The sequence below is a fragment of the Microbacterium sp. 4R-513 genome, from assembly GCF_011046485.1.
GTDB lineage: Bacteria > Actinomycetota > Actinomycetes > Actinomycetales > Microbacteriaceae > Microbacterium.
Genome location: NZ_CP049256.1, coordinates 2,451,620 through 2,471,240, shown reverse-complemented (window position 1 = coordinate 2,471,240; position 19,621 = coordinate 2,451,620). Strand labels below are relative to the sequence as shown.

General features: G+C 70.7%; 23 protein-coding genes. 16 read left to right on the top strand and 7 right to left on the bottom strand.

Annotated elements, in window-relative coordinates; translation table 11 throughout:
- Positions 1 to 19: 19 nt before the first annotated feature.
- Positions 20 to 988, top strand: coding sequence for an LLM class F420-dependent oxidoreductase (locus tag G5T42_RS10850; RefSeq protein WP_165128445.1), 969 nt, complete (start codon positions 20 to 22; stop codon positions 986 to 988).
- Between the two features lie 12 nt (positions 989 to 1,000).
- On the opposite strand, the gene G5T42_RS10845 is transcribed toward G5T42_RS10850, so the two are convergent.
- Positions 1,001 to 1,720 carry a CoA pyrophosphatase gene (locus tag G5T42_RS10845; RefSeq protein ID WP_165128443.1) on the bottom strand — a complete coding sequence of 240 codons (720 nt, stop codon included), beginning with the start codon at positions 1,718 to 1,720 and terminating at the stop codon, positions 1,001 to 1,003.
- A gap of 162 nt (positions 1,721 to 1,882) precedes the next feature.
- Here G5T42_RS10845 and G5T42_RS10840 point away from each other — a divergent pair, with 162 nt between their 5' ends.
- From G5T42_RS10840 to G5T42_RS10830, 3 genes are all read left to right on the top strand, one after another.
- Positions 1,883 to 2,461, top strand: coding sequence for a DNA starvation/stationary phase protection protein (locus G5T42_RS10840; RefSeq protein ID WP_165128441.1), 579 nt, complete (start codon positions 1,883 to 1,885; stop codon positions 2,459 to 2,461).
- A gap of 383 nt (positions 2,462 to 2,844) precedes the next feature.
- A complete protein-coding gene (locus G5T42_RS10835) occupies positions 2,845 to 3,750 on the top strand; it encodes a lytic transglycosylase domain-containing protein (protein ID WP_241246066.1) in 906 nt (301 codons plus the stop codon).
- Between the two features lie 212 nt (positions 3,751 to 3,962).
- A complete protein-coding gene (locus tag G5T42_RS10830; protein ID WP_165128437.1) occupies positions 3,963 to 5,138 on the top strand; it encodes an aminotransferase class I/II-fold pyridoxal phosphate-dependent enzyme in 1,176 nt (391 codons plus the stop codon).
- Here the strand turns inward: G5T42_RS10830 and G5T42_RS10825 are convergent, their stop codons facing one another.
- A complete protein-coding gene (locus tag G5T42_RS10825; RefSeq protein WP_165128435.1) occupies positions 5,139 to 5,561 on the bottom strand; it encodes a hypothetical protein in 423 nt (140 codons plus the stop codon).
- A 186-nt stretch (positions 5,562 to 5,747) separates the two neighbouring features.
- Between G5T42_RS10825 and G5T42_RS10820 the strand changes: the two genes are divergently transcribed.
- The 4 genes from G5T42_RS10820 to msrA all read left to right on the top strand — a co-directional run bounded on the left by G5T42_RS10820 (position 5,748) and on the right by msrA (position 9,178).
- Entirely contained in the window at positions 5,748 to 7,601 is a 1,854-nt protein-coding gene (locus G5T42_RS10820) for a serine/threonine-protein kinase (RefSeq protein ID WP_165128434.1), read from the top strand.
- A 63-nt stretch (positions 7,602 to 7,664) separates the two neighbouring features.
- A complete protein-coding gene (locus G5T42_RS10815; protein ID WP_165128433.1) occupies positions 7,665 to 8,024 on the top strand; it encodes a cupin domain-containing protein in 360 nt (119 codons plus the stop codon).
- 105 nt (positions 8,025 to 8,129) lie between these two features.
- Positions 8,130 to 8,621 (top strand): peptide-methionine (R)-S-oxide reductase MsrB, encoded by a 492-nt coding sequence (msrB, locus tag G5T42_RS10810; protein ID WP_165128432.1) that lies wholly within the window; start codon positions 8,130 to 8,132, stop codon positions 8,619 to 8,621.
- Positions 8,618 to 9,178: a peptide-methionine (S)-S-oxide reductase MsrA gene (gene msrA / locus G5T42_RS10805; RefSeq protein ID WP_165128431.1), complete on the top strand. Its 561-nt coding sequence runs from the start codon at positions 8,618 to 8,620 to the stop codon at positions 9,176 to 9,178. Before msrB ends, msrA begins: the two co-directional genes overlap by 4 nt.
- A 75-nt stretch (positions 9,179 to 9,253) precedes the next feature.
- On the opposite strand, the gene G5T42_RS10800 is transcribed toward msrA, so the two are convergent.
- Entirely contained in the window at positions 9,254 to 9,754 is a 501-nt protein-coding gene (locus G5T42_RS10800) for a DUF427 domain-containing protein (protein ID WP_165128430.1), read from the bottom strand.
- A gap of 113 nt (positions 9,755 to 9,867) precedes the next feature.
- Between G5T42_RS10800 and G5T42_RS10795 the strand changes: the two genes are divergently transcribed.
- Entirely contained in the window at positions 9,868 to 10,470 is a 603-nt protein-coding gene (locus G5T42_RS10795) for an NAD(P)H-dependent oxidoreductase (protein ID WP_165128429.1), read from the top strand.
- Positions 10,471 to 10,513: 43 nt separating this feature from the next.
- Here the strand turns inward: G5T42_RS10795 and G5T42_RS10790 are convergent, their stop codons facing one another.
- Positions 10,514 to 11,938 (bottom strand): NAD(P)/FAD-dependent oxidoreductase, encoded by a 1,425-nt coding sequence (locus tag G5T42_RS10790; RefSeq protein WP_165128428.1) that lies wholly within the window; start codon positions 11,936 to 11,938, stop codon positions 10,514 to 10,516.
- Between the two features lie 163 nt (positions 11,939 to 12,101).
- Between G5T42_RS10790 and G5T42_RS10785 the strand changes: the two genes are divergently transcribed.
- The 5 genes from G5T42_RS10785 (at position 12,102) to G5T42_RS10765 (ending at position 16,048) form a co-directional block, all read left to right on the top strand.
- Positions 12,102 to 12,926, top strand: coding sequence for an ATP-binding cassette domain-containing protein (locus tag G5T42_RS10785; RefSeq protein ID WP_165128427.1), 825 nt, complete (start codon positions 12,102 to 12,104; stop codon positions 12,924 to 12,926).
- Entirely contained in the window at positions 12,923 to 13,597 is a 675-nt protein-coding gene (locus tag G5T42_RS10780) for an ABC transporter permease (protein ID WP_165128426.1), read from the top strand. The genes G5T42_RS10785 and G5T42_RS10780 overlap by 4 nt, the downstream gene beginning before the upstream one ends.
- The gene (locus G5T42_RS10775) at positions 13,594 to 14,325 is read left to right on the top strand and encodes an ABC transporter permease (protein WP_165128425.1); all 732 of its coding nucleotides are present in this window, start codon (positions 13,594 to 13,596) and stop codon (positions 14,323 to 14,325) included. The genes G5T42_RS10780 and G5T42_RS10775 overlap by 4 nt, the downstream gene beginning before the upstream one ends.
- 24 nt (positions 14,326 to 14,349) lie before the next feature.
- Positions 14,350 to 15,264 carry an ABC transporter substrate-binding protein gene (locus tag G5T42_RS10770; protein WP_165128424.1) on the top strand — a complete coding sequence of 305 codons (915 nt, stop codon included), beginning with the start codon at positions 14,350 to 14,352 and terminating at the stop codon, positions 15,262 to 15,264.
- Between the two features lie 292 nt (positions 15,265 to 15,556).
- The gene (locus G5T42_RS10765) at positions 15,557 to 16,048 is read left to right on the top strand and encodes an FBP domain-containing protein (RefSeq protein ID WP_165128423.1); all 492 of its coding nucleotides are present in this window, start codon (positions 15,557 to 15,559) and stop codon (positions 16,046 to 16,048) included.
- A 278-nt stretch (positions 16,049 to 16,326) separates the two neighbouring features.
- On the opposite strand, the gene G5T42_RS10760 is transcribed toward G5T42_RS10765, so the two are convergent.
- On the bottom strand, positions 16,327 to 16,656 hold the full coding sequence (locus G5T42_RS10760; protein WP_165128422.1) for a hypothetical protein: 330 nt from the start codon (positions 16,654 to 16,656) through the stop codon (positions 16,327 to 16,329).
- Positions 16,656 to 17,126 (bottom strand): M15 family metallopeptidase, encoded by a 471-nt coding sequence (locus G5T42_RS10755; RefSeq protein WP_241245781.1) that lies wholly within the window; start codon positions 17,124 to 17,126, stop codon positions 16,656 to 16,658. The genes G5T42_RS10760 and G5T42_RS10755 overlap by 1 nt, the downstream gene beginning before the upstream one ends.
- 200 nt (positions 17,127 to 17,326) lie before the next feature.
- On the opposite strand from G5T42_RS10755, the gene G5T42_RS10750 reads away from it, so the two are divergent.
- Positions 17,327 to 18,019 (top strand): response regulator transcription factor, encoded by a 693-nt coding sequence (locus tag G5T42_RS10750; RefSeq protein ID WP_165128421.1) that lies wholly within the window; start codon positions 17,327 to 17,329, stop codon positions 18,017 to 18,019.
- Positions 17,991 to 19,154: a HAMP domain-containing sensor histidine kinase gene (locus tag G5T42_RS10745; RefSeq protein ID WP_165128420.1), complete on the top strand. Its 1,164-nt coding sequence runs from the start codon at positions 17,991 to 17,993 to the stop codon at positions 19,152 to 19,154. The genes G5T42_RS10750 and G5T42_RS10745 overlap by 29 nt, the downstream gene beginning before the upstream one ends.
- Here the strand turns inward: G5T42_RS10745 and G5T42_RS10740 are convergent.
- Positions 19,135 to 19,614, bottom strand: coding sequence for a VanZ family protein (locus G5T42_RS10740; RefSeq protein WP_165128419.1), 480 nt, complete (start codon positions 19,612 to 19,614; stop codon positions 19,135 to 19,137). The two genes, G5T42_RS10745 and G5T42_RS10740, sit on opposite strands and share 20 nt — an antisense overlap.
- Positions 19,615 to 19,621 lie beyond the last annotated feature (7 nt).

Here is a 19,621-nt window from a genome sequence, read left to right as displayed (position 1 = left end):
GCGCCTCGAAGGAGGAACGATGCCGCGATTCGGATACACCCTCATGGGAGAGCAGAGCGGACCCCGCGAACTCATCCGCTACGCACAGGCGGCGGAGGACGCGGGCTTCGACTTCGAGGTGTCGAGCGACCACTACTCGCCCTGGCTCATGAGCCAGGGCCATTCGCCCTACGCGTGGACGGTGCTCGGCGCCGTGGCCCACGCGACCTCGCGCGTCGAGCTCATGACCTACGTCACGTGCCCGACCACGCGGTACCACCCGGCGGTCGTCGCCCAGAAGGCCGCGACCCTCCAGATCCTCAGCGAGGGCCGGTTCGTGCTCGGCGTCGGGTCGGGCGAGAGCCTCAACGAGCACGTCGTGGGCGAGGGCTGGCCGAGCGTCGACACCCGACAGTCCAAGCTCGTCGAGGCGATCGAGATCATCCGCGAGCTGCACAGCGGCGACCTCGTGACCTACGACGGCGAATACTTCCGCGTGGACTCCGCGCGCATCTGGGATGCGCCCGACTCGCCCGTCGAGATCGGGGTCGCCGTCTCGGGCGACGAGTCGATCGCCGCGTTCGCCCCGCTCGCCGATCACATGATCGCCGTCGAGCCCGATGCCGAGCTCGTTGAGAAGTGGTCGGCAGAGCATGAAGGCGAGTCGCGCAAGATCGGGCAGATCCCGATCTGCTGGGATCCGGATCGGGATGCCGCGGTGAAGCGCGCGCACGACCAGTTCCGGTGGTTCGCCGGCGGGTGGGCGGTCAACAGCGAGCTTCCGACGCCGGCAGGGTTCGCTGCGGCCAGTCAGTTCGTCCGGCCCGAGGACGTCGCCGATCAGATCGCGTGCGGGCCGGATCTCGACGAGCTCGCCGAGAGCGTGCGCCCCTTCGTCGACGCGGGCTTCACCGATATCGCGCTCGTGCAGATCGGCGACGAGCAGCAGGACCGCTTCCTCGCCGAAGCGGCCGAGCCGCTCCTCGAGCGCATCCGGGCGCTCGGCTGACGGGCGCCCGGCTCAGTCCGGCAGGACGAGCGGCAGCTCGTGCCGTTCGTCCCAGGGCTCGGTCCACCCCAGCCGGTCGAACAGGCCGTCGAGCAGCATCCCCGTGAATCCCCAGACGAGATGCTCGCGGCCCTCCTGCTCGACCAGGAAGCCCGGACCGCGCCACTCCTGCCCGTCGCGCCGGATCACGGTCACCCCGCGGTTGGCCGGCGAGAGCAGATCGGCGACGGGCGCACGGAAGACCGAGGCCGACTCGGCCTCGTCGACGACGCGGACGGGCGACGGATGCCTCCACCACCCGAGCACGGGCGTCACGAGGTGCTGCGAATAGACGAGCGGCACGTCCTCGAGTGTGCCGAGCACGTCGACGCCGGCCGGGTCGAGCCCCGTCTCCTCCTGCGCCTCGCGGAGTGCCGCCCCCACCGGACCGTCGTCCCCCGGGTCGATCCGGCCGCCCGGGAAGGCCACCTGACCGGGATGCGACCGCAGCGTGGTCGCGCGGGCGAGGAGCAGCAGGTCGAGATCGCGCGACACGGCGCGAGCCTGCGCATCGTGATCGCTCGGCAGTCCGTCGAGCACGCCGAAGAGGATCAGCACGGCGGCGGGGCGGGCATCGGCCGTCTGCGGCAGGCTCGCGACCCAGCGCGAGCCGCGCTCGTCTCCGGCTGCGGCAGCGTCGGCGAGGGCGCTGAGCTCGGCCCGGGCGCTCGGCGAGGAGGGTTCGGGACGCACCCGCTCAGGCTACGCCGGATGTGGGACACGACGGCGGGCTCGGCATCCGCTCCCCCGTCTCGCGTACCACGCTCACCGTCGGGCCACAATCCCGGGGCACGGGACGGCGACTCGTCCTAGCGTCGAAGGAACCCCACGGACATCAGGCAGAAAGGCGAACAGATGGGTGAGACCGCGACAAAGAAGAGCTCGACCTCGTCGTCCGGCGGCGCCGCGGCGAAGAACCGCCGCCGCCCCGCGAAGAGCGGAGCGATGCTGACGAACGAGCAGAACGCCGAGAGCGGCTTCCGGGCCTCGGAAGCCCTGAGCGACAACCTCCAGCGTGTGCTCGTCGATCTCATCGAGCTCGCGAGCCAGGGCAAGCAGGCGCACTGGAACGTCGTCGGCAAGAACTTCCGCGACACGCATCGCCAGCTGGACGAGATCATCGAGGCCGCCCGCACGTTCAGCGACACCGTCGCCGAGCGCATGCGAGCCCTGCACGCCCTTCCCGACGGCCGCAGCGACACGGTCGCCGAGACCACGACGCTCCCCGAGTTCCCTCAGGGCGAGATCGACACGGCCGAGGTGATCGACCTCGTCACCGAGCGTCTCGAAGCAGCCATCGGCACGTGCCGCGAGGTGCACGACGACGTCGACGAGGAAGACCCCACGTCGGCCGACATCCTGCACGCGATCCTCGAGGCGCTGGAGCAGTTCGCCTGGATGGTGAGCGCCGAGAACCGCACGCCCGCGCGCTGACGGAGCGCCCTCAGACGACGGATGCCTCGGCCCCGCGCAGCGTGCAGATGCAGCTCGCGGGGGCCGGGGCATCCGTGCTTTCGCGGGCGCCGGAGACGGGTGCATCCGCCGCCCGGAGGCGCCCTCGAAACAGGGTCCGAGGACGGTCTGTGCAGGTAACGCTCAGATAACGCTCAGAAAACGCGTGCAGGATCAGGGTTTTGTGTCCGCAAGAGCGGCCGCGATGCGTCGAAACGCCGGCGCGGACTCCCGACACGAAACCCGAATTCATGCGCTCGAAGACGTCCTCTGCCCCTGCCCGCCGTACTCGCCGACTGACCGAACGCCGGGCTCGCCGGCGCCCCGCGATCGTCGCAACCGGGATCGCGGCCGGCGTGATCACGATGGTCGGATTCGCGGGCGCCGTTCCCGTGTCCTATGCCGAGGCATCCGGATCCGCGGTCGCCTTCGTGCCCGCTTCTTACACGGAGCAGGCGCCGACCGCCGCGAAGACGACCGTCTCGGGCGCCGATGAGGCGACAAGCACCGCGCAGGAGGCCGTGACCGCCGCCGCTGCTGCCGTCACCGCAGCGCAGGCGATCACCTCCGACATCGCGGCGTCGGGTCTCAACGTCGGCGTCGCAGACACCACGGTCGAGACCGCCGATCTGGAGCAGGCGGCCGACCGGCTCGAGACGGGGATCGACCACCTCCCCGATGCGCTGCTCCCCGACGTCACCGACAACGTGACCGATCTGGTCACGGCGACGAACAACGAGGTCGCGAGCCTTCGCGGCAGCCTCGACGCCGCTATCGCGGCCGAGGCCCAGCGCCAGGCCGAGGAGAAGGCGCGCCAGGAGGCGGAGGCCAAGGCCAAGGCCGAAGCCGAGGCGAAGGCCGCGGCGGCCGCCGCGGCACCGAAGAGCACCTCGTCGGGCTCGTCGTCGCGCTCCGGGTCGTACCCCACCGCCCCGATCCCCTCTGGCAACGGCAACGGCGACAACAGCCCGGCCGGCGCGCAGGCCTTCGCGCACTCGCAGTTCGCGAGCCGCGGCTGGGGCGACGACCAGTTCGGCTGCCTCGTGGCGCTCTGGAACAAGGAGTCGGGCTGGAACTACCAGGCCTACAACCGCGGCAGCGGCGCCTACGGCATCCCGCAGGCGCTCCCGGGCAGCAAGATGGGCTCGGCCGGGGCCGACTGGCAGACCAACGCCGCGACTCAGGTGCTGTGGGGTCTCGGGTACGTCCAGGGCCGCTACGGCACTCCGTGCGGCGCGTGGAGCCACTCCCAGTCGACCGGCTGGTACTGAGCCTTCTCGCGAGATCTCGTCTTCTCGCCAGACCTCGAAGGGGGACGGATGCTTCGGCATCCGTCCCCCTTCCGCTCGCGCCGTGCGATCGCCGGGCCGGCGGACCACCCCCGGTTCGCGGACGCCACCACCGATGCCATTGACGGCCGCCCTCGCCGCTGGGATCCTGACCGCATCGCTTGCCATCGTGTTTGGGGACGAGGGTGATTGCCATGGTGATGTCCACGCGCGCGACCGAGGCCAAAGCGTCGGTCGACATCGTGACGAACTTCCTCGCGCGCGTGCAGGCGCTGACGGACGATCCGGATGCCTTGGACTTCACTTTCGGGAATCCGCACGAGTTCCCGCTGCCGGGGCTCTCGGCGGCGATCCGCACGCAGATCGAGCCCCGGTCGGTGGACTGGTTCGCGTACAAGACGAGCGAGCGGGAGGCCCAGGAGGCGGTCGCGGCGGGGCTGCGCGCGGAGCTGGGCCTCGCCTTCGAGCCGGAGGACATCGCGATGACGCAGGGCGCGTTCGGCGCGATCTCGCTCGCTTTCGCGCTTCTCGCGGACGCAGGCGACGAGGTCGTCATCCCCGTCCCGGGGTGGTTCTGCTACGAGCCGATGCTTCACGCCGCGAATCTCGTCCCGGTCCGTGCACCGCTCGCCGACGGGAGCTTCGAACTGGATGTCGAGGCCATCGCCCGGGTTCTCACGCCGCGAACGCGCATGGTCGTGGTCAACTCGCCCGCCAATCCGACGGGCCGGGTGTACCCGAAGGCCGCGTGGGATGCTCTGGCCGACGTGCTCGAAGGGGCATCGCAGGCGAACGGCCGCCGGATCTGGCTGCTGTCGGACGAACCGTATCGACGGATCCGCTTCGACGGGATCGAGTTCGCGAGTCCGGCGGGCTCTTACGCGTCCACGGTGATCGACTACAGCTATGCGAAGGTCATGCTCGCGCCGGGACAGCGCCTCGGATACCTCGCGCTCTCGCCGATGCTGCCGGCAGCCGAGCGCGCCGAGCTGCAGGCGGCCCTCATGCCGATCGGGCTCGCGATCGGCTGGGGCTTCCCGGACGCGATCATGCAGTACGCCGTACCCGCCCTCGAGACGGTCTCGCTCGACCTGGCCGAGCTGACACGCAAGCGCGATCGGCTCTACGGCGCCCTCAGCGGCGCGGGCTTCGAGGTCACCCGCCCGGAGGGGACCTTCTATCTCTGGGGGCGCGCACCCGGAGGCGACGGACACGCCTTCTGCGACGCGCTCGCCCAGCGAGGGGTGCACCTCATGCCGGGAAAGCTCTTCGACCAGCCGCACCACTTCCGCATCTCGCTCACGGCGACGATGGACATGATCGAGCGGGCTCTCCCTCACATCCTCGAGGTCGCAGCGGATCTGCGGTGATCAGTCGCCGCTCGTGACCTGACGCCACAGGTCGTGGAGACGTTCGTTCGGCTCCCGCCCGACGCGATTGCCCGAGCGGAACTGGAAGCGCCACGCCACTTCCGGCACGACGACCTCCAGCACGTCGCGCGGAAGCCGGTCGTCCTCCACGACCATCGAGTCGAAGGAGACCTCCACGAACATCGCCGTGCGCCGCGGATCCGTGAAATGGACGTCTTCGTACGGCCGTGTCAGCACGACGCCGTGGCCGATGATGCCGTGGGAACCGCCCTGCCTCAGCAGCCAGGCATCCGTCCCCGGCTCCGCCTCGCGGCGAGCGCCGACCGACCATTGCATAACGAAGGGAGTCCCGCCCGCGACGCTGCGCACGACGGCCGCGTATCCGCCGGGCCACTCGTCCCACAGCCCGGGATTCCAGCCCAAGATGAGCCCCTCGCCGGGTCCGGGGGGGAGCGGATGCTGCAGCCATCCCCCGATTCTCGCCCGGCGCGGGCGCCGGAGGGCGCTCGAACGGCTCCCTTCCACACGCGCGCACGCGTTGCAACCCCCTCATGCCGGTCCGCGGGGCACGGGAGCATCGTGAGAACGTGAAGGAGCGGTACCCCCCGAATGAGCACTCCACCCGCCCTCGTCGCTGACCGCTACCGGCTGGTCAGGCTCCTAGGCGCGGGCGGAATGGGAGTCGTCTGGGAGGCGTGGGACGAGCGACTCCACCGCACCGTGGCGCTGAAGATGCTGCGCACCCAGCCGGAGCTGACCGACCAGGAGCGTCAGACGGCGACGGACCGCGCGCTGCGGGAGGCGCGGATCACGGCGGGTCTCCACCATCCGCATGCCGTCACGGTCTTCGACGTCGTGGAGCATGAGGGCCAGCCCTGCATCGTGATGCAGCTCATCGAATCGACCCCGCTGTCGGTCCTGCTGCGCGAGCACGGCACCTTCACCCCCGCCGAGACGGCGCGGATCGGCGCGCAGGTGGCCTCCGCCCTCGCCGCGGCGCACAAGCTGAGGATCGTGCATCGCGACGTCAAGCCCGGCAACATCCTCATCGGCGCCGACGGCTCGGCGATGATCAGCGACTTCGGCATATCGCATGCTCTCGGCGACACCACGATCACGGCGACCGGCCTGATCCACGGCACGCCCGCGTACCTCGCCCCCGAAGCCGCGCGAGGGCTGCCGATGAGCTTCGCCTCCGATGTCTTCTCGCTCGGATCCACCCTGTACGCGATGACCGAGGGAGAACCGCCGTTCGGCTCGGAGAACAACGCGATCGCCCTCCTGCACAAGGTCGCTCGTGGCGGCTACCCGGCGCCGAAGCATGCCGGCCCGCTGACCCCGCTCCTGCGGCAGATGCTCGCGACCCAGCCGAAGCGACGGCCCAGCATGACCGCCGTCGTCGAGTCGCTGAACGGCATGCAGCAGGGTGCGGTCGAGATCCCCGCCGTCGTCCTTGCGTCGACCGCCCCGCTTCCCGAGGACTGGACGACGGAGCGCATCGAGGATGCCTCGCTGGAGCGGATCGAGGATTCCGCGCCGGAGCCCCTCGAGGATGCCTCGGCGCAGCCCATCGAGGATGCCTCGACGGACGTCCCACCGGAGGATGCGACCTCGCCCGCCGCCGAGGAGCAGACGCCGGCCGATCCCCGAGTCGGCGGCCCGGCCACGCCCGCCACGATCGTCTTCACGCCGCGCACCGCCCCCACCGCGGTGGCGCCGGAGCCGACCGCCGAGACGCTGCGCGTCGATCAGCCGACGCGGTACGAGGCCCCCACCGCCGCGACGGAGCCGCTCGGGAGGGCCGCCGCGGTCGCCCCCGAGGTCCGTGCAGCGGACCTTCCGCCGGCTGCCGCGACCCCCGAACCGGCTCCGACGACCCGTCGACGCCGACGGCGACTCGGCGTGGGGCTCGGCATCCTGATCCTTCTCATCGCCCTCGGCGTCGGGGCATGGGTCCTGACGGATCCGCTGCGTCAGAACGGCGTCGGCGACGCCGAGCCGACGCGGTCCGCGGCCGCGACGCCGTCCTCGGCGACGTCGGCGACCGAGACGCCCGAGCCGGAGTCGCCCGCGCCCGCACCGAGCGCGTCCACCGTCGAGGCCACGCCCACGCAGCCCGCCGCGCCCCCGCCGCAGACGCCGGAGGAGCGCGTGGTCGACTCGATCACCGGGTACTACGCGCTCATGCCGGCACAGCGCGATACGGCCTGGCCGCTCATGACGGCCGACTACCAGGAGAACCACGCCGGCGGCCGGGGCGGCTACGAGGCGTTCTGGTCCGGTGTGACGGCCGTGTCCGTCGCCGATGTCACCGCATCCGGACCGGCGCAAGGGCAGGCGACCGTCACCTATACGTTCAGCGACGGGCGCGTCGTGCAGGAGGTGACGGCCTACACACTCGTCGACGAGGGCGGTGTGCTGAAGATCGCCGAGACGGATGTGCTCAGCAGCGTCGAGCTGTGACAGCGGCGGCACCGGGTCGGGCGTACCCTGACCCCACACCCATCCGACGGGGACGGGAGACCCATGTACGACGAGGACAATCTGGCCGCGCTGGTCGCCGAGCTGCTCGACGTCGCACGCTCGGCCACGAGCGGGCGCGCGGCCCGGACGATCGCGGGCGACCACGAGCATGCCCTGCGCCAGACGGTGATCGCGCTGCGAGGAGGGGAGCAGCTGGGCGAGCACGAGAGCCCGGGCGAGGCGACGCTCCAGGTCCTCAGCGGCCGGGTGCGCCTGGTCGCCGACGACGAGGCCTGGGACGGGGCATCCGGCGATCACATCGCCATTCCGCCCCGGCGCCATCGGCTCGACGCCCTCGAGGACGCCGCCGTGCTCCTGACCGTGGTCAAGCGACCCGTCGGGGACTACCCCGGGAGCGAGTAGCCGAGAACTCACGGCCCGCTCCCAGCTTCGCGGGACCAAAACCGCCGGGGCATCCGTTCTCTTCAGTGACGCCGCAGCCAGCGACGTCGCACGAAGGAGGAGACCGTGGGGAACCACGACTACCGCAGAACCCCGGAGGCGCTGAGTCGCCTCACCGACACCCAGTACCGCGTGACGCAGGAGGACGGCACCGAGCCGCCGTTCCGCAACGAGTACTGGAACAACCATGACGACGGCATCTACGTGGATGTCGTGTCCGGCCAGCCGCTGTTCTCGTCGAACGACAAGTACGACAGTGGCACCGGATGGCCGAGCTTCACGCGGCCGATCGAGAGGGACGCCGTCTCGACGAAGACGGACTGGAAGATGATCGTCCCGCGCACCGAGGTGCGCTCGTCGGGCGCCGACAGCCACCTGGGCCACGTCTTCCACGACGGCCCACGGGATGCCGGAGGCCTGAGATACTGCATGAACTCGGCCTCGCTGCGGTTCATCCCCGTCGCCGAGCTCGATGAGCAGGGCTACGGCGAGTACCGCACGCTCTTCGACACACCCACTTCGACAGGCCCTGCAACCGAAACGGAGAACGCATCATGACCAGCGGACCCAGCGACCCCGGCACCGTCACCCAGAACCCCGGCACCGAGACGGCGGTCCTCGCCGGCGGCTGCTTCTGGGGCATGGAGGACCTCATCCGCCGCCAGCCCGGCGTGCTCTCGACCCGCGTCGGCTACACCGGCGGCCGGAACGACCACGCGACGTACCGCAACCACCCCGGCCACGCTGAGGCCGTCGAGATCGTGTTCGACCCGAGCGCGACGTCGTACCGCGACATCCTGGCGTTCTTCTTCCAGATCCACGACCCGTCGACCCTGAACCGCCAGGGAAACGACATCGGCTCGAGCTACCGCTCGGCGATCTTCCCGCTCTCGCCCGAGCAGGAGCGGGTCGCCCGCGACACGATCGCCGACGTCGACGCGTCCGGTCTCTGGCCGGGCAAGGCCGTCACCACGATCGAGCCCGCCGGGCCGTTCTGGGAGGCCGAGCCCGAGCACCAGGACTACCTGATCAAGTACCCCAACGGCTACACCTGCCACTTCCCGCGCGCGGGATGGGTGCTGCCCAAGCGGAGCGAGGCCGGCGCCACGGCGTAACGGACTCATGACGACGGATGCCGCGGCCCCGACGGGTCGCGGCATCCGTCGTCCTGGGACCGGTCGCTCCGAGGGTCACCAGCCGAACGAGCCCGGCCCGCCCTTGAAGGGACCCGCGATCGCCGAGGTGATCCATCCGCCGTAGAAGCCGCCGGGCTGCGGCACGACGACCTCGCCGTCCACCGTCACCTCGTCCATGGGACCGGCGTACAGAGCGACACGGTCGGCGAGCGCTTCGAACCCCGGCTGAGGCGACGGGTAGTTCCACGCGGCCCGGGATGCCGTCGCGCCACCCCCGCCGATCACGTCGAAGTACCGCGCACTGCCCTTGAACTCGCAGTACGACCCTCCCGCGGCGGGCACGATCGATCCCGGCGCGAACGCCGAGAGCGGCAGGTAGTAGACCGGGGGATGACTCGTCTCGAGCACGCGCACGACGTCCGTCGTGTCGACGATGTCGGCGCCGCCCAGCCGGACGACGACGCGTCGGTCGACGCGTTCGACACGGGGAGGCCGCGGGTAGTCCCAGACCGATTCCTGTCCGGGGGCCACGGGGTCGGGAGTCGGGTGACGCATGGCTCCAGCGTAGATCCGCCCGGAGCGGCGAGGGTCGGGAGCGGTCTGTCAACCCCCGGGGCTCGACGCACGGCCGCCGTACTCTGCGAGCACACCCCGACGAAAGGCATCCCATGGTCACGGCGCTCGCACTCAACTGCACCCTCAAGCCCTCCCCCGCGGCGTCCAGCTCGCAGCTTCTCGCGCAGCAGGTCCTCGACGCCCTGGCCGAGCACGACGTGACCGGCGAGCAGCTGCGCGTCGTGGACTACGACGTCAAGCCCGGCGTCGAGCACGACATGGGCGACGGCGACGAGTGGCCCCGCATCCGCGAGCGCATCCTGGCGGCCGACATTCTCGTCCTCGCCACTCCGACATGGATGGGCCACATGTCGAGCGTCGCCCAGCGGGTCCTGGAACGACTCGACGCGGATCTGTCCGAGACGGATGATGAGGGCCGGCCGATCCTGGCGACCAAAGTCGCGGTGACCGTCGTCGTCGGGAACGAGGACGGCGCTCACGCGATCATCGCGGACCTCTTCCAGGGACTCAACGACGTCGGGTTCAGCATCCCCTCTCAGGGCGGCGTCTACTGGAACGGCGAGGCGATGCAGACGACCGACTACAAGGATCTGCCCTCGACGCCCGAGAAGGTGGCCACCACGACGGCGACGCTCGCCCGGAACGCGGCGCATCTCGCGACGCTCCTCACGGAGCGCGCGTACCCGGCGTCCTGATCCTCAGACCCGGTGCGCTGTGCTCAGCGCCCGGGCGCTGCTCTCAGCGTCCGAATTCCTCGAGCCAGCGCAGCCACACCTCACTGAGAGTCGGGTAGGACGGCACGGCGTGCCAGAGCCGATCGATCGGGACCTCTCCGACGATCGCGATCGTCGCCGAGTGCAGCAGCTCGGCGACGTCCGCCCCCACGAAGGTCGCGCCGACGAGGACGCCCCGCTCGACATCGACGACGGCGCGGGCGGTGCCGCGGTAGTGGTCGGCATAGGTGCTCGCGCCCGACACCCAGGACATGTCGTAGTCGAGCACCCGCACTTCGATGCCCGCTCGTCCCGCCGATGCCTCCGTGTGGCCGACGGACGCCACCTCCGGGTCGGTGAACACGACCTGCGGGATTGTGGCGTGATCCGCCGTGGCGACGTGCTTTCCCCACGGACGGTCGTCGACGTCCCGCCCGAGTGCCCGCGCGGCGATGACGTCACCGGCGGCGCGGGCCTGGTACTTGCCCTGGTGGGTGAGCAGCGCCCGATGATTGACGTCGCCGACCGCGTAGAGCCAGTCGTGTCCGCGCACCCGCATGGTGTCGTCGACGTCCAGCCAGGCGCCGGCTTCCAGTCCCACCGACTCCAGACCGAGTTCGCCCGTCCGAGGGGTTCGGCCGGTCGCGACGAGGACCTCCGATGCGCGCACCTCCGAGCCGTCGGTGAGCTCGAGGACGACGTCGCCGTCGCCTTCATCCTCACGCCGGACGGAGACGACTTCGACCCCGGTGCGCACGTCGGCACCGGCTTCGCGGAGGGCCGTCGTCACCGCCTCGCCGGCGAAGGGCTCGAGAGACCCGAGCAGGCCGGAACGGGCGATCAGCGTGACGGCCGACCCCAGAGACGTGAAGAGTGTCGCCATCTCGCTGCCCACGACTCCCCCGCCGAGGATGGCGAGCGACGGGGGGACGTTCTGGACACCGGTCGCATCGCGGCTCGTCCACGGCGAGGCCTCGGCGAGGCCGGGGATGTCGGGGAGGAGCGCAGCCGATCCTGTGCACACGGCGACCGCGTGCCGGGCGACGACCGTCGTCTCGGCTCCGTCGCAGGCCGTCACGACCACGCGCCGCTCTCCGCTGAGGCGGCCGTGGCCGCGGATCAGGTCGATCTCCGCGCCCTGCAGCCACTTCACCTGCGAGGAGTCGTTCCACTCGTGCACGATCGCATCACGGCGGGCCAGCACGGCGGCGACGTCGACACCGCCGGTGATCGCCTCCCGCGCTCCTCCGACATCGCGGGCTGCCCTCAGGGCCGAGCCGGCACGGAGGAGCGTCTTGGACGGCATGCAGGCCCAGTACGAGCACTCACCGCCGACCAGCTCGCTCTCCACGGCGATGACCGAGAGCCCACCCTGTCTGGCCCGGTCGGCGAGGTTCTCTCCCACGGGACCCGCACCGATCACGACGACGTCGTATTCCAGTTCGCTCATCGAAGCCACGCTAACGACACACCGACGCCGCAAGGGCCATTTCGGCAATCCGGTCCCGGCGCCGCCCCGAAGTACACACCGAACCTCGCGTGTCAATGATTCGTCTCATAAGGGCCCGCGCGCTCCCAGGCGTGGTTTGCTGGAACCCCGTCGAAAGGACTGTATGGCGATCGAGTTCCGATCCGTCACGAAGCGGTTCGACGAAGGCACCGTGGCCGTCGACGATTTCACGCTCACGATCCCCGCCCACAAGACGACAGTCCTGGTGGGCTCCTCGGGGTGCGGGAAGACGACGCTCCTTCGCATGATCAACCGGCTGGTCGAACCGACGAGCGGCGACATCAGGATCGACGGCGAGTCGATCATGACCCGCAGCCCCGTGGCTCTGCGGCGCGGGATCGGCTACGTCCTGCAGAACGCGGGCCTGCTCCCGCACTTCTCGGTCATCGACAACGTCGCCACGGTTCCCGTGCTGACCGGCGTCCCTCGCAAGGCCGCGCGCGAACGGGCCGCAGAGCTGCTCGACGTCGTCGGCCTCGACCGCTCGCTCGCCGATCGGTACCCGAGCCAGCTGTCCGGAGGACAGCAGCAGCGGGTCGGCGTCGCCCGCGCTCTCGCGATGGATCCCAACATCCTGCTCATGGACGAGCCCTTCGGCGCGGTCGACCCCATCGTGCGCAAGGAGCTGCAGACCGAGATCCGTCGCCTGCAGAGCGAGCTGCGCAAGACGATCGTCTTCGTGACGCACGACATCGACGAGGCCTTCCTCCTCGGCGACCAGGTCGTGATCCTCGAGAAGGGCGCGCACATCGCTCAGGTGGGCACTCCCAGCGAGATCCTCGAGAACCCGGCGAGCGAGTTCGTCGCGAGCTTCGTCGGGGCCGACCGCGGCGCCCGCGAGCTGCGGCTGAAAGAGACAGCGCGCGGACCGGTGCTCGTGGACGCATCCGGTCGCACCCAGGGGGTGCTGGTGGAGGAACCGCGGTGAACTGGGTCGTCGACAACCTCGATCTCATCGCCGCGCTGACCGTGGATCACCTGCGTCAGAGCATCATCGCGATCGTCGTCGGGTTCGTGCTCGCGGTGCCGCTCGGCTGGCTCGCGTTCCGGTTCACGAAGCTGCGCGGACCGGTGCTCACCGGTGTCGGGCTGCTGTACACGATCCCCTCGTTCGCCCTCTTCGCCGTGCTCGCGGCCGTGCTCGGCGTCCCGTTCCTCTCCGAGACGAACCTCATCATCGCCCTCACGATCTATGCCGTGGCTCTCATGACACGCTCCGTCGCGGACGGTCTCGCGTCCGTCGACCCCGTCACGCGCAGCGCTGCGGACGCCGTCGGCTTCGGCCCGTGGCGGCGCTTCTGGACGGTCGACCTCCCGCTGTCGGGCCCGGTCGTCCTCGCGGGGCTGCGCGTCACAGCCGTCTCGACGATCTCGCTCGCGACCGTCGGCATCCTCATCGGCGTCCAGAACCTCGGATACCTGTTCACCAACGGCTCGCAGCGACGGATCATCGCCGAGGTGCTCGCGGGCGTCATCGCGGTCGTTCTCATCGCACTCGCGGTCGACGCGCTGCTCGTGCTCCTCGGACGCGTGCTCCTCCCCTGGGCCCGGCGGACCGTCGTCCCCCGGCCCTCGAGGCGACGGGCGGTGGCCGTGTGAATCTCTTCGCCCAGGCCTTCGCCTGGATCTTCTCGCCGGCGAGGCTGACCGGCTCGCTTCCGCTGCCCACGGCGATCGCCCAGCATCTCGCCTTCACGTTCTTCTCCGTGCTCATCGCCGCCGTCATCGCGGTGCCGATCGGATGGTTCATCGGACACACGGGCCGCGGCCGCGGGGCGGCGGTCTTCGTCACCGGCGCAGCCCGCGCCCTGCCCTCGTTCGGGCTCGTCGTGCTGCTCGTGCTGATCTTCGGCGTCACGCTCAAGACCGAGGCGGCCGTCGTCGCCTTCGTGCTCCTCGCGATCCCGTCCATCCTGGCGGGGGCTTACAGCGGCTTCGAGGCCATCGATCGCTCCGTCATCGACGCCGGCCGCGCAATGGGCATGACGGAGTGGCAGATCCTCTGGAAGATCGAGGTGCCCCTCGGGCTCTCGCTCCTCATCGGCGGACTCCGCTCCGCGACCCTGCAGGTGGTGGCCACGGTGACGATCGCCGCCTATGTCGGGCTCGGCGGCCTGGGGTTCTTCATCCTGCAGGGGATCCCGCTCAAGCGCTTCGACCAGATCCTCGGTGCGTCGATCCTCGTGGTCGCGCTGGCCCTCGTCCTCGACGGCCTGCTCGCGGTGTTCGCCCGCGTCGCGGTGCCCCGCACCTCCACCGTCCCCGGGCGCGTCGCCTCGCCGTCGCCCTCGCCGCTGCGGACAGCCGTCCCAGACCCGTCCACCTGACCCTCACCCCACACGGAGACACACATGCTCACAGCACGCACACGACTCTCGCTCGCGATCGGCGCCACGGCCATCGCAGCCCTGGCCCTCGCGGGATGCGCCTCGAGCGACCCGCTCTCGAGCGGCGACGACAGCACCGGCGCCGCGACCGACGACAGCACCATTGTCATCGGCTCGCAGGCGTACTACTCGAACGAGATCATCGCCGAGATCTACGCACAGGCCCTGGAAGGCGCCGGCTTCGAGGTCGAGCGCCAGTTCAACATCGGCCAGCGCGACGCCTACATGCCGTCGCTCGAAGACGGCTCGATCGACCTGTTCCCCGAGTACACCGGCAACCTCCTGCAGTATTACGACCCCGAGACGACCGCGACGACGACGGATGACGTCTACGCGGCGCTCAAGGATGCCCTGCCGGACGGGCTCACGGTCCTCGACCAGTCGCCCGCGACCGACCAGGACTCGTACAACGTGACGGCCGAGTTCGCGAAGGCGAACAACGTCTCGTCGATCGGCGACCTCGCCGGAATCTCCGGACTCGTGCTGGGCGGCGCGCCCGAGCTGGAGGAGCGCCCGTACGGCCCGAAGGGTCTCAAGGACATCTACGGCGTCGACGTGCAGTTCTCGGCGACGGCCGACACGACGGTCGACGAGCTCGTCGCCGGGAACATCCAGGTCGCCAACGTGTACAGCGCCGACCCGCTCATCAAGACGAAGGACCTCGTGACCCTCGACGACCCGAAGGGTCTCTTCCTGGCGTCGCACGTCGTGCCGCTCGTCAATGCCGATGTCGCCGACCAGATCGCCGACGTCATCAACGCCGTGAGCGCGGCCCTCACCCCCGAGGGGCTCGTCGCCCTCAACGTGGAGTCGACCAGCGACCAGCGGTCGGCCGACGACATCGCGAAGGACTGGCTCGCGCAGAACGATCTCAGCTGAGCGCTCGTCCGAGCACGGAGGGATGCCGCGGCCCACGGGTCGCGGCATCCCTCTGTCGTTCGTCACGCAGGTCGCGTCGCATCGGTCGCCCCGACCGCCGCGGGCGGGTAAACTCGCACCTCGTGTCTGATCGTGTACGGCCCGCGGGCGTGAGGAGGTCGTCGACGCGCCCAGCGTCGGCGGCGCGGAGAGCCTGAGGCTCGACCCCGCATCCCTCGTTCGAGCGCTCCCGCGCTCCGAGTTCCCTCACACGATCCGTCGCCGTTCCGGCGACCGCACAGAAAGCACGCTCATGCGTCCCCTCACCGACGCCCAGATCCGGGCATCGTTCGTCAACGCCTCGCGCAGCGAACGCAAGAACCTCACCCTTCCCGCCGCCTTCGACGCCCTCGACTGGGATCGTCTCGACTTCCTGGGCTGGCGAGACCCCAAGCTCCCGCAGGTCGGCTATGTCGTCGTCGAACTCGACGGCGAGCTCGTCGGCCTGCACCTTCGCCAGGCCGAGACGCGCGCCCGCTCACGGCCGCAGTGCTCGTGGTGCTCCGACATCCACCTCCCCAACGAGGTCGTCCTCTACACGGCGAAGCGGGTCGGCGAAGCCGGTCGCCGCGGCGACACGATCGGCACCCTGATCTGCGAGGACTTCGAGTGCCCGCGGAACGTCCGCAAGCTGCCTCCGTCGGCGTACCTCGGTTTCGACCGTGAGGCCGCACGCGACCGGCGCATCGAGATGCTCCGCGACAACGTCGCCGGCTTCGTCCGGGACGTGCTCGGACAGATCTGAACGACGACGGATGCCGCGGGCCCGCGGAATCGCGGCATCCGTCGTCTCTTCATGCGGCGCATACCGCCGGGACGTCGTGCGCACCGTGATCCGGGCGGCGGCACCGGAGTCCTCGCCGGGTACTCGTCGGCACGGCAGACGTCAAGGCCTTGGCGGGCCGGTGCGTGCGACGGAGGCTGGGGGCAACGAGCGCTGGCCGGCAGATGGCCGGCCGGAACCGAGTTGGAGCATCCGATGAGCGAAACACTTCCCGGCGTCCCCCTCCCCGGCGATCCCGGTCAGACGCCGGGCGGGCCCGTGCCCGGAGAAGTGCCCGGGGCGCCGACCGCACCGTCCGGCCCGGACACGCCGGCGGTTCCGGGCCAGCCGGTGTCACCGCCGACGGATCCGACGCCGTCCGAGCCGAATGTGCCGAACCCCGCGGAGCCGCTCGCGCCGAACCCTGCGGAGCCGACCGTGCCGTCGCCGGACGAGCCGCTCGCACCCAGCCCGGACGAGACTCCCGCCCCGTCACCGGACGAGCCGACGTCATCCGGCCCGTCGGAGTCCCGCCCGATGTGAGCCATCCGCGCGGCGGGCCGCCGGCTCGACCCGGCGATGAGACTCATCAGCCCGCCGCGTTCTCGACGAGCGCCGGGCAGACCCCGCCCGGATCCGTGGCGAGTTCGAAGTGCCAACGCTCGTTCGCGTAGATCTGACAGAGGCCCCAGTCCGAGCCGTGGTCGATGAGCCACGACTGCGCGTCGAGCGGCCCGACGTCCACGGCATCTCCCGTGACGTGGTGCGAGCGGTCCGGCGGCGCCACCCACTGCAGGGCGACCTCTTCGCTGCCGTACTTCTCGACGGCGTCCTCGAGCAGCCACTGCTGGTACTGCCTGGTGCGCCAGCCGCTCGTGACCTCGAAAGACACGCCGTCGGCGGCCGCGGCATCCGCGGCTTCCCTCATCGCGGAGAGGAGGGCGGGATCGAGGTTCGCGATCGCCGCGTCCGGGGAGTCCAACGAGACAGGCTGCTCGAGGTAGCCGTCGTCGGCGCGAGGTGCGTACGGCGCGGCGAGCGCACCCGCTTGGAGGAACACGATCCCCCACAAGGCGACCGCGATGGCTATTGCGGCGAGCGCCCCGATCGCGACGAAAGTCCCCCGCGTGGGCGAGGAGTCGGCGGAACGGCGGGCGCGGGCAGAACGGTCATGCCATCCATCCCACGCGCGCGCCCGTTGCGGGAGCGTAAGCGAGCGGGCATATGTCTGCGATATGCCGTGCGCCCTAGGCTGACCCCATGCGCGTGCTGATCGTCGAGGACGAGCTCTACCTCGCCGAGGCCATCCGCGACGGTCTGCGTCTCGAGGCCATCGCCGCCGACATCGCCGGCGACGGGGACACCGCCCTCGAGCTGCTGTCGATCAATCAGTACGACGTCGTCGTCCTCGATCGCGACATCCCCGGGCCGAACGGCGACGAGGTCGCACGACAGACCGTCACCGCTCCTGCGAGTCCGCGCATCCTCATGCTGACCGCCGCCGATCGCCTGGACGACAAGGCGACCGGGTTCGAGAGCGGCGCGGACGACTACCTCACCAAGCCCTTCGCACTGCGCGAGCTCGTGCTCCGGCTGCGAGCGCTCGGCCGCCGCCCGGCGGACGGCATCCCCCCGGTCGTCGAGTACGCCGGCATCCGACTCGACCCGTTCCGTCGCGAGGTGTACCGCGACGGACACTACGTGTCGCTCACCCGCAAGCAGTTCGCCGTGCTCGAGGTGCTGCTCTCGGCGCGGGGCGGCGTCATCAGCGCGGAAGAGCTGCTCGAGAGGGCGTGGGACGAGAACGCCGATCCGTTCACGAACGCCGTGCGGATCACGATCTCGACGCTGCGGAAGCGACTCGGCGAGCCCTGGGTGATCGAGACGGTTCCGGGCGTCGGCTATCGCATGACGGAGGCGACGGATGCCGCGGCCCACGCTGCCGACGACTGACACCGTGCGGCCGGAGGGCCTGTCGGTCCGGATCAAGCTGACCCTGAGCTACGCCGGACTCGTGCTCGTCGCCGGCATCGCGATGTTCGCCGTGGGCTTCCTGCTGCTCCGCTTCGTGCCCAACGGAAGCCTGGTCGTCGACGGCGGCGGGTGGGCGCCCAACCGCTCGAATCTGCTCGAGGTGTTCGTCCGGTACGCGCTGTGGGCGACCGCCGCCCTGGGCGTCCTGGGCCTCGTGGGCGGATGGCTGCTCGCCGGCATCGTGCTGCGACCGCTCGACCGCATCACCGAGGTGGCGCGCCAGGTGCGCGACGGGTCGCTCGACCAGCGGATCGCCCTGCCCGGCCCCCGCGACGAGCTGACGGAGCTGGCCGACACCTTCGATGCCATGCTCGCCCGCGTGCAGCAGACGATCGATGAGGAGCGTCGCTTCGCCGCCAACGCCTCGCACGAGCTGCGCACACCGCACGCGATCATCCGCACGATGGTCGAGGTCGCCCAGCGCGACCCCGAACGCGACATCGACGGTCTGCTCGAGCGCATCGCCGAGACGAACGACCGCGCGATCGCGATCACCGAGTCGCTTCTGGCGCTCGCCCGCCTGGGCCACGGCGGCGCGATCGATCGGGCTCGGGTCGACCTCGCCGCGCTCGTGACCGAGGTCGTCGACGAGGAGTCGGCCGTCGCTGCGCCCGCTCCGGCCGGGCCGGATGAGCTCGCCGCGGGTGCGGGGTCGGCGTCTGCCCGCGGCATCCATCTGCACGTCTCCACCGCTCCCGCCGTCGTCTCGGGGGACCGCACACTGCTGGAACGGCTGGTGGCGAACCTGGTGCGCAACGCCGTGGTGCACAACGTCGCCGGGGGAAGCGTCTGGGTCACGACCGAGACGCGCCCCGGCAGCGCGGAACTCCGGGTGGAGAACACCGGCATCCCGTTGGACGCCGGTGTCGTGGCCACGCTCACGGAGCCGTTCGTGCGCGGCGCTGGCCGCGTGCGCCGGTCGGAGGGCATCAGCGGGTCGGGCCTCGGCCTGGCCATCGTCTCGGCGATCGTCGAAGCCCACGGAGGGTCGCTCGACCTCGCGGCGCGCGAGGGCGGCGGGCTCGTCGCGCGCGTCACGCTCCCGAGCGTCTGACCGCCCGAGCGATCCCTCGCGCGAGCGCCGCGCCGAGAAGGAGGATCCCTACCGCGACCGCCCCCGCGGCGGCTCCTGTGGTGTTCCACACGACGTCATCGGGGTCGGGGACCCGGCCGGGGATGGTGGCCTGCGCATACTCGACCGCGGCGGAGAGAGCGAAGCCCGCCACGATCGCCAGAGGCCATGACCGCCGCCCGAGGAGCAGGGCGAGCGTCGCCCCCAGGGGAATGAAGAGCAGGGTGTTCAGCACCCGGTCAGGGTCGGCGTAGGGCAGTGCGTCCAGGAGCGGCGCAGCCGCGGCATCCGTCACCCGCTCGAAGAGCGCGCGAGCGGGAGCGACGACGCTCCTCGGCGCAAGCGTGAGGGCCGAGACGACGCCGAGCGCTGAGAGGGCGGCAACGGCGGTCCACAGGCGGGACGCCGGGGTGAGCGGGGCGGAAGTGGCGGAAGCGGTCATGCGGGCC